Origin of the sequence: Streptomyces sp. NPDC101132, assembly GCF_044759225.1 — a bacterium.
GTDB lineage: Bacteria > Actinomycetota > Actinomycetes > Streptomycetales > Streptomycetaceae > Streptomyces.
In genome coordinates this window covers 279,153-294,148 of sequence record NZ_JBIVYX010000003.1, presented here as the reverse complement: position 1 = coordinate 294,148, position 14,996 = coordinate 279,153, and the positions used below count along the sequence as shown (strand labels likewise).

Genomic DNA, 14,996 nt, shown 5'->3' with positions numbered 1-14,996 from the left:
ATGTCCGACCTCCTCACCCTCGGCGGCCGGACCTTCTCCTCCCGCCTGATCATGGGCACCGGAGGCGCGCCCAGCCTGGACGTCCTGGAACGCGCCCTGGTCGCCTCCGGCACCGAGCTGACCACGGTGGCGATGCGCCGCCTGGACCCCACGGTGCAGGGCTCGGTGCTCTCGGTGCTGTCCAGGCTGGGGATCCAGGTGCTGCCGAACACCGCCGGGTGCTTCACGGCCGGCGAGGCGGTGCTGACCGCGCGGCTGGCCCGGGAGGCGCTGGGCACCGACTGGATCAAGCTGGAGGTGGTCGCCGACGAGCGGACCCTGCTGCCGGACCCGGTCGAGCTGCTGGACGCCGCCGAGGTGCTGGTGGACGACGGCTTCACCGTGCTGCCGTACACGAACGACGACCCGGTGCTCGCGCGGAAGCTGGAGGACGCGGGGTGCGCGGCGATCATGCCGCTGGGGTCGCCGATCGGTTCCGGACTCGGCATCCGCAACCCGCACAACTTCCAGCTGATAACCGAGCGGGCGGGGGTGCCGGTGATCCTGGACGCGGGGGCGGGCACGGCCTCGGACGCGGCGCTGGCGATGGAACTGGGGTGCGCCGCGGTGATGCTGGCCTCCGCCGTGACGCGGGCGCAGGAGCCGGTGCTGATGGCGGGGGCGATGCGGGACGCCGTCTCCGCCGGGCGGCTGGCGTACCGGGCGGGGCGGATCCCCCGCCGGCACTTCGCCGAGGCGTCGTCCCCCGTGGAGGGCCGCGCCGCCCTGGACCCGGAACGCCCGGCCTTCTGACCGCCCGGCCGTGCCGGGCCCGGGCCCCGTCCCGGTCGGGGCCCGGCGCGGCGTGGTGCGTCACAGGTGTGCCGCAAGGCACGGGGACCCGGGCCGGGAGGCGGGGCGGCACTCGTAGAATTCCCTGGTGGATACGACCCTGGAAGACCCGCTCGTCGGGCGCGTGATCGACGGCCGCTACCGCGTCGACGCCCGCATCGCCGTCGGCGGCATGGCCACCGTCTACCGGGCCGTCGACACCCGGCTCGACCGCGTCCTCGCGCTCAAGGTGATGCACCCGGCGCTCGCCGCCGACGGCGCCTTCGTCGAGCGGTTCATCCGCGAGGCGAAGTCCGTGGCCCGGCTGGCGCACCCGAACGTGGTGGCCGTGTTCGACCAGGGCACCGACGGGCCGTACGTCTACCTCGCCATGGAGTACGTCAGCGGCTGCACCCTGCGCGACCTGCTCCGCGAGCGCGGCGCCCTGCAGCCGCGCGCCGCGCTGGACGTCCTGGAGCCGGTGCTCGCCGCCCTCGGTGCCGCCCACCGGGCCGGGTTCGTCCACCGGGACATGAAGCCCGAGAACGTCCTCATCGGCGACGACGGACGGGTCAAGGTCGCCGACTTCGGCCTGGTCAGGGCCGTGGGCTCGGTCACCGACACCACCGGCGCGGTGCTCGGCACCGTCTCCTACCTCGCGCCCGAGCAGATCGAGAACGGCACCGCCGACACCCGCGTGGACGTCTACGCCTGCGGCGTCGTGCTGTACGAGATGCTCACCGGCGGCAAGCCGCACTCCGGCGACACCCCGGCCCAGGTGCTCTACCGCCACCTGAACGAGGACGTGCCGCCGCCCTCGGCCGCCGTGGCCGGTCTGCCGGTGGAGCTGGACGAGCTGGTCGCCACCGCCACCGCGCGCAACCCCGACCTGCGCCCGTACGACGCGGTGATGCTGCTCGCGCAGGTACGCGAGGCCCGCGCCGCCCTCAGCGACGCGCAGCTCGACGCGGTGCCGCCGCAGTCGCGCGCCGAGGCCCACAGCGCCTCCGAGGACCGCACCAGCGTGGTCCCCCGGCCGGTCGCCACGTCCGCCCCCGCGGACGACGTGAGCCACACCACCCGCTTCGAGCACCCGCCGGTGCCGCCCCTGCCGCCGGGGGCGCCGTCCGGCCCGGCCCGGCGGCGGCCCTCCCGCGGCACGCTGATCGCCCTGGTGGGGACGCTGCTGGTGCTCGCGCTGGGCACCGGCGTCTGGTACATCGGCGCCGGCCAGTTCACCCGCGTACCCAGCCTGCTCGGCAAGACCGAGGCGGAGGCCCGGGACCGGCTGGCGGAGGCCGGCCTCGACGTGGGCGACGTACGCCAGGAGTTCAGCGAGACCGTCGAGCGCGGCAAGGTGATCGGCACCGACCCGGCGCCGGGCGCGCAGATCCGGGGCAACGGCTCGGTGTCCCTCGTGCTCTCCCGCGGGCCGGAGATCGTCACCGTGCCCAAGGTGAAGGGGCTCCCGCTGGAACGCGCCAAGGCCGAACTGGCGAAGGTGGGCCTGGCCCCCGGCATGGTCACCCAGGCGTTCAGCGGGGCCGTGCCGCGCGGCTCGGTCATCGGCACCGATCCCGAGGCGGGCGAGAAGCGGGCCCCGGACACGGCCGTCGCGATCGTCGTCAGCAAGGGCGCCCCGGTGGACGTGCCCGGCGTGGTCGGCTCCCCGCTGGACGACGCCCGCTCCGCGCTGGAGGGCCTGGGCCTGAAGGTGCAGGTCGCCGCGGAGCAGATCAACTCCCCGCAGCCGCAGGGCACGGTGGCCAACCAGTCGGTGGCCGCGGGAGCCAAGGCCGCCACCGGCGACACCGTGGTGCTCACCGTCTCCAAGGGGCCGCGAATGGTCCCGGTGCCCGACGTCACCGGCCGGAACGTGGAGGACGCCAAGCGGGCCCTGGAGGACGCCGGCTTCGAGGTCAAGGTGGAGAAGCCGTTCATCTCCTTCAGCGACGACGTGGCGAGCCAGTCGGTCAAGGGCGGCACGACCGCCCCCGAGGGCAGCACGATCACCATCAGGATCAAGGGACTGTGACGACAGCACTGCGCAACCCAGTGGGCGGGCACGTGCCCGTCGCCGGCGGGCTCGACCGCGTCGGGCTGACCTACGCGCGGGAGATGGGGGCCGAGACCGTACAGGTCTTCGTCGCCAACCCGCGCGGCTGGGCCACCCCCGCCGGCAACCCGGCCCAGGACGAGGCGTTCCGCGCCGCGTGCGCCGACGAGGGCATCCCGGCGTACGTGCACGCCCCGTACCTGATCAACTTCGGCTCGCACACCCCGGCGACGGTGGAGCGGTCCGTGGAGTCGCTGCGCCACTCGCTGCGGCGCGGCCGCGAGATCGGCGCGCTCGGCGTGGTCGTGCACACCGGCTCGGCGACCGGCGGACGTCCTCGCGAGAAGGCGTTCGCGCAGGTCAGGGAGCACATGCTGCCGCTGCTCGACGAGCTGACCCACGACGACGACCCGTTCCTGCTGCTGGAGTCGACGGCGGGGCAGGGCTTCTCGCTGTGCTCGCGCACGTGGGACTTCGGACCGTACTTCGAGGCCCTGGACGCCCACCCGAAGCTGGGCGTCTGCCTGGACACCTGCCACATCTTCGCCGCCGGGCACGACCTGGCGGCACCGGGCGGGACGAAGGAGACCCTGGACCTGCTGGTGGACACGGTCGGCGAGGGACGGCTGAAGCTGATCCACGCCAACGACTCCAAGGAGGGCGTGGGCGCGCACCGGGACCGGCACGCCAACATCGGCGCCGGCCACATCGGGGAGGACGCGTTCCGCGAGCTGTTCTCGCACCCCGCGACGGAGGGCGTGCCGCTGGTCATCGAGACGCCGGGCGGCAAGGAGGGGCACGCGGCGGACGTGGCCCGCCTGAAGGAGCTGCGCGAGATCCACTGACCGGTTGAGGGAATACCCCCCAGGGGTATACGGTTCTGCACATCGGCAGGACCGCATACCTTGCTTTGGGGGTTTCCGATGGAGCACGCGCACCACGACACCGAGCACATGGGTCACGCTGGACACATGGACCACAGCGGACACACCGACCACACCGGGCACGTGGACCACGCCGACCAGGCCGGTCACGGCGGTCACGGCGAGGTCAGCTGGGCCATGGCGGCGAAGGCCACCCTGCACTGCCTCACCGGCTGCGCCATCGGCGAGGTCCTCGGCATGGTGATCGGCACCGCACTGGGCTGGGGAAACGTTTCGACGATGATCCTGGCGATCGTCCTGGCCTTCTTCTTCGGGTACGCGCTCACCCTGCGCGGCATCCTCGGGGCCGGCGTCGGCTTCCGCGCCGCGGTCCGGGTGGCCCTGGCCGCCGACACCCTCTCGATCGCCGTGATGGAGCTGATCGACAACAGCGTGATCGCGCTGTGGCCCGGCGCGATGGACGCGCACCTGGCCGACCCGCTGTTCTGGTTCGTCCTGGCGATCTCCCTGCTGATCGCCTTCGTCGTGACCACCCCGGTCAACAAGTGGATGATCGGCCGCGGCAAGGGCCACGCGGTGGTGCACCGGTTCCACCACTGACGCACCGCCACACCGGAGGGCGGCACGCACCGCTCGGGGAACGGCCGGCCCGGAGCTACAGCTCCGGGCCGTCCCCCGGCTCCTCCTGGTACGAGTACCGCTGTTCGCGCCAGGGATCGCCGATGTTGTGGTAGCCGCGCTCCTCCCAGAAGCCGCGGCGGTCGGCCGTCATGTACTCCACGCCGCGCACCCACTTGGGGCCCTTCCAGGCGTAGAGGTGCGGGACCACGAGACGCAGCGGGAAGCCGTGCTCGGCGGTGAGGGGCTCACCGCCCTGGTGGGTGGCGAAGACCGTGCGCTCCGAAGCGAAGTCCGACAGACGCATGTTGGAGCTGAAGCCGTACTCGGCCCACACCATCACGTGCGTGACGGCGGGCGCGGGCGGGGCGAGTTCCAGGACGGTGCGCGCGAGCACCCCACCCCATTCGGCCCCCTGCATGCTGAACTTCGTGACGCAGTGCAGGTCCGCCACGACCGAGGCGAACGGCAGGGCCGAGAACTCCTCGTGGTTCCAGCAGTGCTTCTCGCCGTCCGTGGTGGCCCCGAAGACCCTGAATTCCCAGCGGTCCGGCTTGAACTTGGGTACGGGCCCGTAGTGGGTGACCGGCCAGCCACGCTGCAAGCGCTGCCCCGGAGGAAGCTCCAGGTGCTCTGCTCCCGGAGATTCCCGGCGTTCCGGCTGACCCATAACTCCATGGTGACAGACGGGACGGGGTGGTCATGACCAGCGGAGGCCTATTCGGGCAACTCCTACTAAGGAGGCACTTACTGGACGGCCCCCGGTGGCGGTGCAAGGATGCGCCCAACTCCCCCAGGCAGTCCTGGGCGGGGCCCGAGCCCAGCCACACGCGTTGGAAGGAGCCTCTGCGATGCAGGGCGACCCCGAGGTCCTCGAATTTCTCAACGAGCAGCTGACCGGCGAGCTGACCGCCATCAACCAGTACTGGCTGCACTACCGCATCCAGGACAACAAGGGCTGGACGAAGCTCGCCAAGTACACGCGTGAAGAGTCCATCGACGAGATGAAGCACGCGGACAAGCTGACCGAGCGCATCCTGATGCTGGACGGCCTGCCGAACTACCAGCGGCTCTTCCACGTGCGCGTCGGACAGACGATCACGGAGATGTTCCAGGCCGACCGCCAGGTCGAGGTCGAGGCGATCGACCGGCTGAAGCGGGGCATCGAGGTCATGCGCGGGAAGGGCGACATCACCTCGGCGCGGCTCTTCGAGGACATCCTGGAGGACGAGGAGCACCACATCGACTACCTCGACACCCAGCTGGAGCTGATCGAGTCCCTCGGCGAGTCGCTGTACATCGCGCAGCTGATCGAGCAACCGGAGAGCTGAGGCTCCCGGCCGGACCGCGGCACCGGCCGGTCCGCCGCGCCGGGCAGAGCCGGCAGGGCCACCGGGCCGGTCAGGCCGCCTCGGCCAGCTCGGGCTCGGGCGCGGTCTCGGCCAGCGGGGCCACGGAGGGCGCCGGGCGGGACTCGGCGAGGGCGGGGCGGGACTCGGCGAGCGCCGGGTCGGCCGCCAGCACGGCCTTCTTCTCGCCCTTCTCCAGCAGCTCGCGGCGCGGGCAGGCGCCGCGGCCGAGGAGGCCCTGGATGGTGCGGACGCAGGAGCCGCAGTCCGTGCCGGCCTTGGTCACCGAGGCGATCTGGCGGGGGGTGCAGGCGCCGTTCGCCGCGTGCTCCTCGACCTGCTTGTCGGTGATGCCGAAGCAAGAGCAGACGTACACGCGGTTCACCTCCCGGAAGGATGTTCGGTGCGCCTTCCCGATCTTCGTTTCGGTGAGGCTAACCTAACTTTACCCGGGGGCCCCGAGGCGTAAAAGCCCTGTCAACGAGAGTGGGGCGCGGATCACATCGATCCGCGCCCCACTCCCGTAGGTCTCCACCTGTTGATCGTCCTACTGGTCGCGGTACATCTCCGCGACCAGGAAGGCCAGGTCCAGCGACTGGCTGCGGTTGAGCCGCGGGTCGCAGGCCGTCTCGTAGCGCTGGTGCAGGTCGTCGACGAAGATCTCGTCGCCGCCGCCCACGCACTCGGTGACGTCGTCACCGGTGAGCTCGACGTGGATGCCGCCCGGGTGGGTGCCCAGCGCCTTGTGGACCTCGAAGAAGCCCTTGACCTCGTCGAGCACGTCGTCGAAGCGGCGGGTCTTGTGGCCGGAGGCCGCCTCGAAGGTGTTGCCGTGCATCGGGTCGGTGACCCAGGCGACGACCGCACCGGAGGCGGTGACCTTCTCGACCAGCTCCGGGAGCTTGTCGCGGACCTTGTCGGCGCCCATGCGGACGATGAAGGTCAGACGGCCGGGCTCGCGGTCCGGGTCGAGGCGGTCGATGTACGTGAGCGCCTCGTCGACCGAGGTGGTCGGGCCGAGCTTGATGCCGATCGGGTTGGCGATCTGCGAGGCGAACTCGATGTGCGCGTGGTCCAGCTGCCGGGTGCGCTCACCGATCCAGACCATGTGGCCGGAGGTGTCGTACAGCTTGCCGGTGCGCGAGTCGGTCCGGGTCAGGGCGCCCTCGTAGTCGAGCAGCAGCGCCTCGTGGGAGGCGTAGAACTCGACGGCCTTGAACTCGGCCGGGTCGGTGCCACAGGCCTTCATGAAGTTCAGGGCGTTGTCGATCTCCCGCGCGAGCGCCTCGTAGCGCTGGCCGGAGGGGGACGACTTCACGAAGTCCTGGTTCCAGGCGTGCACCTGGCGCAGGTCGGCGTAGCCACCGGTGGTGAAGGCGCGCACCAGGTTGAGCGTCGAGGCGGAGGCGTTGTACATCCGCTTCAGGCGCTCGGGGTCCGGGATCCGGGCCTCCTCGGTGAAGGCGAAGCCGTTCACCGAGTCGCCGCGGTAGGTCGGCAGGGTCACGCCGTCGCGGGTCTCGGTGTCCTTGGAACGCGGCTTGGAGTACTGGCCCGCGATGCGGCCGAGCTTGACGACGGGCACGGAGGCCGCGTAGGTCAGGACGGCGCTCATCTGGAGCAGGGTCTTGAGCTTCGCGCGGATGTGGTCGGCCGACACGGCGTCGAAGGCCTCGGCGCAGTCGCCGCCCTGGAGGAGGAACGCCTCACCCCGGGCGACGGCTCCCAGACGGGCGCGCAGCTGGTCACATTCGCCCGCGAAGACGAGCGGCGGATACGAGGCGAGGTCCGCGACGACTTCGCGCAGAGCCTCGGCATCGGGGTACTCAGGCTGCTGCGCCGCGGGCAGGTCTCGCCAGGTCGCCTTGGCGGCGACGGCTTGGGTTTCAGCGTTCACGGTCACCCCCCAAACATTACGTCGTGTCTCGCCGCGTCCGGCCCACCGACCATCTGGTGAGACGGACCGGTACAGATCCGGGCCTTCCAGGGGGTAGGGTGCACGGCATGTTCGCGCACTCGAACCAGAACTGGTGGTGGACCGCTCATCCGGCGGCCCACTGACTGCGCGTTCCCGTAGAACCGACGCGAAGGCCGCCCGAGGGGCGGCCTTCTCGCATGTCGGGGGCCGTTCCTCTCCACCCACGCCGGAAGGAACCCCACCGATGCCGATCACGAGGCTGCTGGCCGACGACTGCCCGCCCTTCGCCCTGCTCCGCCGCCGCACCCCGGGCCGCGACCACGACACCGTCGAGCTGCTGCTCGGCCCGGTCCACGAGGCCGCGCGCCTGGCCGACCTGCCGGTACGGGAGCTGCCCACGCTCGCCCTGGTGCCGTTCCGGCAGATCCGGGAGCGCGGGTTCGACGTCCGCGACGACGGCACGCCGCTCAGCGTGCTGGTCGCCGAGGAGGCGTACGAACTGCCGCTCGACGAGGTGATGGCCGCGCTGCCGGCGCACGGCGTGCGGGTGGAGGGCGGCGCGTTCGACGTCTCCGACGAGGAGTACGGCGGGATCGTGCGGCGGGTGATCGACGAGGAGATCGGCCGGGGCGAGGGCGCGAACTTCGTCATCCGCCGCACCTACACCGGCGAGATCCCGGGCTTCTCGCGGGCCGACGCGCTGGCGCTGTTCCGGCGGCTGCTGGCGGGTGAGCGGGGCGCGTACTGGACGTACGTCGTGCACACCGGGGACCGGACACTGGTCGGGGCCAGCCCGGAGGTCCACGTGCGGATGTCCGGGGGCACGGTGGTCATGAACCCGATCAGCGGGACGTACCGCTACCCGGCCGGGGGCCCGACCGCCGACTCCCTCCTCGCCTTCCTCGGGGACCGCAAGGAGACCGAGGAGCTGTCGATGGTGGTCGACGAGGAGCTCAAGATGATGTGCACCGTCGGCGACATGGGCGGCGTCGTCGTGGGGCCGCGGCTGAAGGAGATGGCACACCTCGCGCACACCGAGTACGAGCTGCGCGGGCGGTCCTCGCTGGACGTGCGGGAGGTGCTGCGGGAGACCATGTTCGCGGCGACCGTGACCGGCTCCCCGGTGCAGAACGCGTGCCGGGTGATCGAGCGGTACGAGGTGGGCGGGCGGCGCTACTACGCGGGCGCGCTGGCCCTGCTGGGCCTGGACGCGAACGGGGCGCAGACCCTGGACTCCCCCATCCTGATCCGGACGGCCGAGATCTCCCCGGAGGGCACGCTGCGGGTGCCCGTCGGGGCGACGCTGGTGCGGCACTCCGACCCGGCCGGCGAGGTGGCCGAGACGCACGCGAAGGCGGCCGGGGTGCTGGCGGCGCTGGGGGTGCGGCCGGGGGCCCCGGCGCCGGCCGCCGGCGGTGCGGGGCGGCTGGCCGACGATCCGCGGGTGCAGGAGGCGCTGGCCGCCCGGCGCGCGGACCTGGCGCCGTTCTGGCTGCGGATGCAGGAGCGGGTGGCTCCGGTGGCCGGGCACGCGCTGGTGGTGGACGCGGAGGACACGTTCACGGCGATGCTGGCGCACGTGCTGCGGGCGGCGGGCCTGGAGGTGACCGTACGGCGGTACGACGAGCCGGGGCTGCGGGAGGCCGCGCTGGCGCACCGGGGGCCGGTGGTGCTGGGCCCGGGCCCGGGGGATCCGGCGGACGCCGGGGACCCGAAGATGCGGTTGCTGCGGGGGCTGGCGCGGGAGCTGCTGCGGTCGCACCGGGACGGGCTGCTGGGGGTGTGCCTGGGGCACGAGCTGATCGCGGCGGAGCTGGGGCTGCCGCTGGTGCGGAAGGCGGAGCCGGCGCAGGGGGCGCAGACGCGGATCGACTTCTTCGGGTCGCCGGAGACGGTGGGCTTCTACAACACCTACACGGCCGCGTGCGACGCGGAGGCCGCGGCGGAGCTGCTGGCGCACGGCGTCGAGGTCTCCCGGGACCCCGCCTCGGGTGAGGTCCACGCCCTCCGCTGCACGGCGCGGGCCTTCGCGGGCGTCCAGTTCCACCCGGAGTCGGTCCTCACCCTCCGGGGCGCTGCCCTCCTGTCGTCCCTGGTCCGCACCCTGACCCCCGCGTAGGGGATCCGCCCGGCCCCCGCCCCGGCGCCCGGGCCGGTGCGGGGGCCGGGCCGGTGCGGGGGCCGGGCCGGTGCGGGCGCCGGGAGCGCCCGGCGCGGGACGGTCAGGTGAGGGTGTTCTCCGAGCGGTGGCCCGCGAGGTAGTCCGCCACGTTGCGGACCGTCGCCTCGATGATCTGGCCCACCGCGTCGTGGGTGTAGTACGCCTGGTGCGACGTGACCACCACGTTCGGGAACGTGATCAGCCGGGCCAGCGTGTCGTCCGGGACCGCCTCCAGCGACTTGTCCAGGAAGAAGACGCCCGCCTCGGCCTCGTACACGTCCAGGCCCACGCCGGTGAAGCGCCCGGCCCGCAGCTCCGCGACCAGCGCCTCGGTGTCCACCAGGCCGCCCCGGCTGGAGTTCACCAGGATGGCGTCGTCCTTCATGGACTTCAGCGCGGCGGAGTCGATGATGTGGTGCGTCGCGTCCATCAGCGGCACGTGCAGGCTGACCAGGTCGGCGGAGGCGAGCAGGGCCTCCTTGTCCACGTACTTCATGCCCAGCTCCAGGCAGCGCGGGTTCTCCGCCACGTCCCAGCCGAGCAGGTTCATCCCGAAGCCGTGCGCGATCCGGGTGAACGCCTCGCCGATCTTGCCGGTGCCGAGCACGCCCGCGGTGCGGCCGTGCATGTCCCGGCCGAGCAGTCCGTTCAGCCGGAAGTCGAAGTCCCGCGTGCGGTTCGAGGCGCGGACGATCCGCCGGTTGACCGCCATGGCCAGGGTCCAGGCGAACTCGGCCACCGCGTAGGGCGAGTAGTACGAGACCCGGCTGACCGTCATGCCGAGGGACTTCGCCACGTCGAGGTCGATGTTGTTGAAGCCGGTGGACCGCTGGGCGATCATCTTCGTCCCGCCGGCCGCCAGGGTCCGCAGCACCCGCCCGCTGAGGTCGGCGTTGACGCTGGAGCTGACCACCTCGTAACCGGCCGCGATCGGCGCGGTGTCCTCGCTGAGGAAGACGCCGAGGCAACGCACCTCGTGTTGTCCTGCGAAGGCCCGTTCCAGGAGGGGCGCCTCGTCGGCGGTCACACCGAATGCCAGGATTTCCACGCTCTGCTCCCCTTTTGTAGCCATGGGCCGCATATGGCGATCTTCACCGGATAGGTGATCATTGCCGAATATACGGCCCGGGCCTCCGCACTGCCCCCGGGAGCGGGCGCCTCAGCCGAAGAAGACCCCGGCCTCCCGGTACAGCTCCGGGTCCACCGTCTTCAGCTTGGCCGTCGCCTCGGCGATCGGCACCCGCACGACGTCCGTGCCGCGCAGCGCGACCATCTTCCCGAAGTCGCGGTCCCGCACCGCGTCGATCGCGTGCAGTCCGAAGCGGGTGGCCAGCCAGCGGTCGTACGCGCTGGGGGTGCCGCCGCGCTGCACGTGCCCGAGGACGGTCGTACGGGCCTCCTTGCCCGTACGGGCCTCGATCTCCTTGGCCAGCCACTCCCCCACGCCGGACAGCCGGACGTGCCCGAAGGAGTCGAGCGAGCCGTCCTTGAGCACCATGTCGCCGTCCTTGGGCATGGCCCCCTCGGCGACCACCACGATCGGCGCGTAGCTGGCCTTGAAGCGGGAGGTCACCCAGGCGCAGACCTGGTCCACGTCGAAGCGCTGCTCGGGGATGAGGATGACGTTCGCCCCGCCGGCGAGGCCGGAGTGCAGGGCGATCCAGCCGGCGTGGCGGCCCATCACCTCGACGACCAGCACGCGCATGTGCGACTCGGCAGTGGTGTGCAGCCGGTCGATGGCCTCGGTGGCGATGCCGACGGCGGTGTCGAACCCGAAGGTGTAGTCGGTGGCCGAGAGGTCGTTGTCGATGGTCTTCGGCACGCCGACGCAGGGGATGCCGTACTCCTCGTACAGCCGGGCCGCGACGCCGAGCGTGTCCTCGCCGCCGACCGCGATCAGGGCCTCGACCTCGTACTTGGCCAGGTTGTCCTTGATCCGGCGGACGCCGTCGTCCGTCTTGAAGGGGTTGGTGCGCGAGGAGCCGAGGATGGTGCCGCCGCGCGGCAGGATGCCGCGGACCGCGGGGATGCCGAGCGGGACGGTGTCGCCGTCGAGGGGGCCGCGCCAGCCGTCCCGGAAACCGATGAAGTCGTACGCGTACTCCTGGACGCCCTTGCGGACGACCCCCCGGATCACCGCGTTCAGCCCGGGGCAGTCGCCACCGCCGGTCAGCACTCCGACCTTCATGGAATCCTCCCTTTCGCCATAAAGGGCCCCAAGGGCCCGCATGGCGGCCACGCTAGTGGTGACGCAGGTCACCCCGAGCGCACCCGAAGGGTCAATTCCGGTGAGATCACGGGTACTTGCGTAGACGCTTTCACCCGTAAGGGGAGCTACTCGTCGTCGAGGCCACGCTCGATCGCGTACCGGACCAGCTCCACCCGGTTGTGCAGCTGGAGCTTGCCCAGGGTGTTCTGCACGTGGTTCTGGACGGTCCGGTGCGAGATCACCAGCCGCTCGGCGATCTGCTTGTACGACAGGCCCTTGGCGACGAGGCGCAGCACCTCCGTCTCCCGGTCGGTCAGCTGCGGGGCCTTGGGCACGTCCGGGGCGGCCGGGGCGGGGTCGGAGGCCAGCCGGCGGTACTCGCCCAGCACCAGGCCGGCCAGGCCCGGGGTGAAGACCGGGTCGCCGACGGCGGTACGGCGCACCGCGTCGATCAGCTCGTCGGCGCCGGCGGACTTCAGCAGGTAGCCGGTGGCGCCGGACTTCACCGCCTCCAGCACGTCCGCGTGCTCACCGCTGGCGGAGAGCACCAGCACCCGGAGCGCCGGGTTGGCGCCGACCAGCTCCTTGCAGACCTGCACGCCGGGCATGCCGGGCAGGTTCAGGTCCAGCACCAGCACCTCGGGGTCCGCGGCCTTGGCGCGGCGGACCGCTCCCGGCCCGTCCCCGGCGGTGGCCACGATCTCGCAGCCGGCCGCGGCGAGGTCGCGGGCGACCGCGTCCCGCCACATCGGGTGGTCGTCCACGACCATCACCTTGATCGCGCGCTCTTCGCTCATCGTCCCGCTCCCGCCCCGTTCCGTGGAACCTTCAGCTCTACTTCGGTGCCCTGCCCCGGTACGGAGACCAGGTCGGCGGTGCCGCCCAGGTCCCGCAGCCTGCCGCGGATGGACAGGGCCACGCCCATCCGCCCCTCCCCCTCGGCCTGCACCAGGCGGCCCTCGGGGATGCCGGGACCGTCGTCCCGGACGGTCACGATCACCTCGTCCGTCCAGTCCTCGACCAGGATCCAGGCCCGGGCCGTCTCCCCGGCGTGCCGGCGGACGTTGTCGAGGGCGGCGCTGACGGCCGCGGCCAGCTCGCGGGCCGCCGGCGCCGGCAGCACGACCGGCGCGCCGGGCTCGGCGAAGCTGACCCGGGACCCGGCGTGCGGGGCCAGCAGGGCCCGCAGGTCCAGCTCCGCCGGCTCGTCCGCGCCGGGCTCCTCGACCTCCTCCGCGCTGACCAGCGCCCCCTGGGCCGCGTCGCGCGAGACCCGGGAGGCCGGCAGCAGTCCGCTGGAGACCAGGGTGCGCAGCGCCACCTCCTGCTCGCCCGCCATCCGGCCCAGCTCGGCGGCCTCGCCGCCCAGGGCGGTGCCGCGCCGCTGCACCATGGCCAGCACCTGGAGCACCCCGTCGTGGATGTCCCGGGCCAGCCGCTCCCGCTCGCGGGTGGCCGCCTCGATCTCCAGGGCCCGCGCGAGGGTGTTCTCACTGGCGCGGGCGACCTCGACGACGTATCCGATGGCGATCGAGGCGACCCACACCAGCAGCACGTTGTGCACGGTGTCGCGGGTGGGTGCGCCGCGCTGGACCACGTTGGCCACCGCCACGAAGGTGGAGGCGAAGCAGGCCCACCGCCAGCCGCCCTTGAGCGCGAAGGCGAGGACCGAGCCCGCCGTCCAGATGGACGGCAGCGTCGGCCCGCCCTCGGCGATCCGCCGGGCCGAGTCCGCGACCGGGGTGAGCAGGATGCCCACCATGGCGACGGTGAGGTCGGCGCCCAGGAAACGCTTGGTGCAGGCGGCGGCTCCGGCGACCTTGGGCAGGGTGGCCAGGGTCCACACCACGAGGACGGCGAGGTACGCGACCGCCACCCAGGGCCGGACGAACTGGCGGTACGCGGAGACGAACAGCAGCACCGCGTAGCCCGCGGTCAGCAGGCGGTACGCGGTCAGCGCCCGCCACAGCGGCTGCTCCACGGACATGCGCACGACGCGCTCGCGCTTGGCCATCCCCACCCCCGGGCGGTGCCTGCGACCGCCTGTCCGTACGTACTGCCGGCGGCCGGCCGCCCGGTGCCACCGGTGCGACCGGCGTCCGGTCTACTGCTCCTGCTGTCCGGCCTCTGCGGCCTTCTGCGCCTTCTCGGCCTGCGCGGCCTCCTTGGCGGCTTCCTTCGCCGCGTCCTTGGCGGCCTTCTCGGCATCGGCGATCTGCCGCTTCGCGGCGGTCGCGTAGATGTCGACGTACTCCTGGCCGGAGAGCTTCATGATCTCGTACATGACCTCGTCGGTCACCGAGCGGAGGATGAAGCGGTCGCCGTCCATGCCCTGGTACCGGCTGAAGTCGAGGGGCTTGCCGATCCGGATGCCCGGGCGCATCAGCTTGGGGATCACCTTGCCGGGCGGCTGGATCTTCTCGGTGTCGATCATGGCCACGGGGATCACCGGGGCGCCGGTGGCCAGTGCCACGCGGGCCAGGCCGCCGGGCTTGCCGCGGTAGAGGCGGCCGTCGGGCGACCGGGTGCCCTCGGGGTAGATGCCGAACAGCTCGCCGCGCTCGATGACCTCGATGCCGCTCTTGATGGCGGCCTCGCCGGCACCGCGGGCGCCGGAGCGGTCCACGGGGAGCTGGCCCACGCCCTTGAAGAAGGCCGCGGTCAGCTTGCCCTTGACGCCCGGGGAGGTGAAGTACTCGGCCTTGGCGATGAAGGTCACCTTGCGGTCGAGGACCGCAGGCAGGAAGAACGAGTCGGAGAAGGAGAGGTGGTTGCTCGCGAGGATCGCCGGGCCTTCGGCGGGGATGTTCTCGAGGCCCTCCACCCAGGGCCTGAAGGCGAGCTTCAGTGAGCCCCCGATGGAGAACTTCATTGCGCCGTAGATCAACTCGAAAGCCTTCCTGTGTCCGTCGATCAGACCTTAACCCCTGGCGGGCCCGCGATCCCTCCCGCGGCACCCCCCGAAGCCCTGGTGGGCGGCGGGGCGCCGAC

Annotated in this window: 15 protein-coding genes; 7 read left to right on the top strand and 8 right to left on the bottom strand. The window is 72.2% G+C overall.

Features of this window, described 5'->3' with window-relative positions; genetic code table 11:
• From ACIQUR_RS08900 to ACIQUR_RS08885, 4 genes are all read left to right on the top strand, one after another.
• Positions 1 to 792 (top strand): thiazole synthase, encoded by a 792-nt coding sequence (locus ACIQUR_RS08900; RefSeq protein ID WP_403660579.1) that lies wholly within the window; start codon positions 1 to 3, stop codon positions 790 to 792.
• Between the two features lie 127 nt (positions 793 to 919).
• Entirely contained in the window at positions 920 to 2,845 is a 1,926-nt protein-coding gene (gene pknB / locus ACIQUR_RS08895) for a Stk1 family PASTA domain-containing Ser/Thr kinase (protein WP_403660576.1), read from the top strand.
• An 8-nt stretch (positions 2,846 to 2,853) separates the two neighbouring features.
• A complete protein-coding gene (locus ACIQUR_RS08890) occupies positions 2,854 to 3,711 on the top strand; it encodes a deoxyribonuclease IV (protein ID WP_403661430.1) in 858 nt (285 codons plus the stop codon).
• Between the two features lie 78 nt (positions 3,712 to 3,789).
• The gene (locus ACIQUR_RS08885) at positions 3,790 to 4,350 is read left to right on the top strand and encodes a DUF4396 domain-containing protein (RefSeq protein ID WP_403660573.1); all 561 of its coding nucleotides are present in this window, start codon (positions 3,790 to 3,792) and stop codon (positions 4,348 to 4,350) included.
• Positions 4,351 to 4,405: 55 nt separating this feature from the next.
• Here the strand turns inward: ACIQUR_RS08885 and ACIQUR_RS08880 are convergent, their stop codons facing one another.
• Positions 4,406 to 5,038 (bottom strand): sulfite oxidase-like oxidoreductase, encoded by a 633-nt coding sequence (locus ACIQUR_RS08880; protein WP_403660570.1) that lies wholly within the window; start codon positions 5,036 to 5,038, stop codon positions 4,406 to 4,408.
• A gap of 181 nt (positions 5,039 to 5,219) precedes the next feature.
• Between ACIQUR_RS08880 and bfr the strand changes: the two genes are divergently transcribed.
• On the top strand, positions 5,220 to 5,699 hold the full coding sequence (gene bfr, locus ACIQUR_RS08875) for a bacterioferritin (protein WP_403660567.1): 480 nt from the start codon (positions 5,220 to 5,222) through the stop codon (positions 5,697 to 5,699).
• A gap of 70 nt (positions 5,700 to 5,769) precedes the next feature.
• Here bfr and ACIQUR_RS08870 read toward each other — a convergent pair whose 3' ends face one another.
• Both ACIQUR_RS08870 and ACIQUR_RS08865 read right to left on the bottom strand, forming a co-directional pair.
• Positions 5,770 to 6,102 (bottom strand): bacterioferritin-associated ferredoxin, encoded by a 333-nt coding sequence (locus ACIQUR_RS08870; protein ID WP_403660565.1) that lies wholly within the window; start codon positions 6,100 to 6,102, stop codon positions 5,770 to 5,772.
• A gap of 162 nt (positions 6,103 to 6,264) precedes the next feature.
• The gene (locus tag ACIQUR_RS08865) at positions 6,265 to 7,620 is read right to left on the bottom strand and encodes a class II 3-deoxy-7-phosphoheptulonate synthase (protein WP_399939720.1); all 1,356 of its coding nucleotides are present in this window, start codon (positions 7,618 to 7,620) and stop codon (positions 6,265 to 6,267) included.
• A gap of 101 nt (positions 7,621 to 7,721) precedes the next feature.
• On the opposite strand from ACIQUR_RS08865, the gene ACIQUR_RS08860 reads away from it, so the two are divergent.
• The gene (locus ACIQUR_RS08860) at positions 7,722 to 7,778 is read left to right on the top strand and encodes a trp operon leader peptide (RefSeq protein ID WP_101392327.1); all 57 of its coding nucleotides are present in this window, start codon (positions 7,722 to 7,724) and stop codon (positions 7,776 to 7,778) included.
• Positions 7,779 to 7,879: 101 nt separating this feature from the next.
• Positions 7,880 to 9,754 (top strand): anthranilate synthase family protein, encoded by a 1,875-nt coding sequence (locus ACIQUR_RS08855; RefSeq protein ID WP_403660561.1) that lies wholly within the window; start codon positions 7,880 to 7,882, stop codon positions 9,752 to 9,754.
• A 103-nt stretch (positions 9,755 to 9,857) separates the two neighbouring features.
• Here the strand turns inward: ACIQUR_RS08855 and ACIQUR_RS08850 are convergent, their stop codons facing one another.
• From ACIQUR_RS08850 to ACIQUR_RS08830, 5 genes are all read right to left on the bottom strand, one after another.
• Positions 9,858 to 10,844: a 2-hydroxyacid dehydrogenase gene (locus ACIQUR_RS08850; protein ID WP_403660558.1), complete on the bottom strand. Its 987-nt coding sequence runs from the start codon at positions 10,842 to 10,844 to the stop codon at positions 9,858 to 9,860.
• A 111-nt stretch (positions 10,845 to 10,955) separates the two neighbouring features.
• On the bottom strand, positions 10,956 to 11,984 hold the full coding sequence (locus ACIQUR_RS08845) for a 6-phosphofructokinase (protein ID WP_403660555.1): 1,029 nt from the start codon (positions 11,982 to 11,984) through the stop codon (positions 10,956 to 10,958).
• A 146-nt stretch (positions 11,985 to 12,130) separates the two neighbouring features.
• Entirely contained in the window at positions 12,131 to 12,802 is a 672-nt protein-coding gene (locus tag ACIQUR_RS08840) for a response regulator (RefSeq protein WP_403660553.1), read from the bottom strand.
• Positions 12,799 to 14,019 carry a MacS family sensor histidine kinase gene (gene macS, locus ACIQUR_RS08835; protein ID WP_403660550.1) on the bottom strand — a complete coding sequence of 407 codons (1,221 nt, stop codon included), beginning with the start codon at positions 14,017 to 14,019 and terminating at the stop codon, positions 12,799 to 12,801. The genes ACIQUR_RS08840 and macS overlap by 4 nt, the downstream gene beginning before the upstream one ends.
• Positions 14,020 to 14,109: 90 nt before the next feature.
• Positions 14,110 to 14,877: a lysophospholipid acyltransferase family protein gene (locus ACIQUR_RS08830; RefSeq protein ID WP_403661427.1), complete on the bottom strand. Its 768-nt coding sequence runs from the start codon at positions 14,875 to 14,877 to the stop codon at positions 14,110 to 14,112.
• Between the last annotated feature and the right edge of the window lie 119 nt (positions 14,878 to 14,996).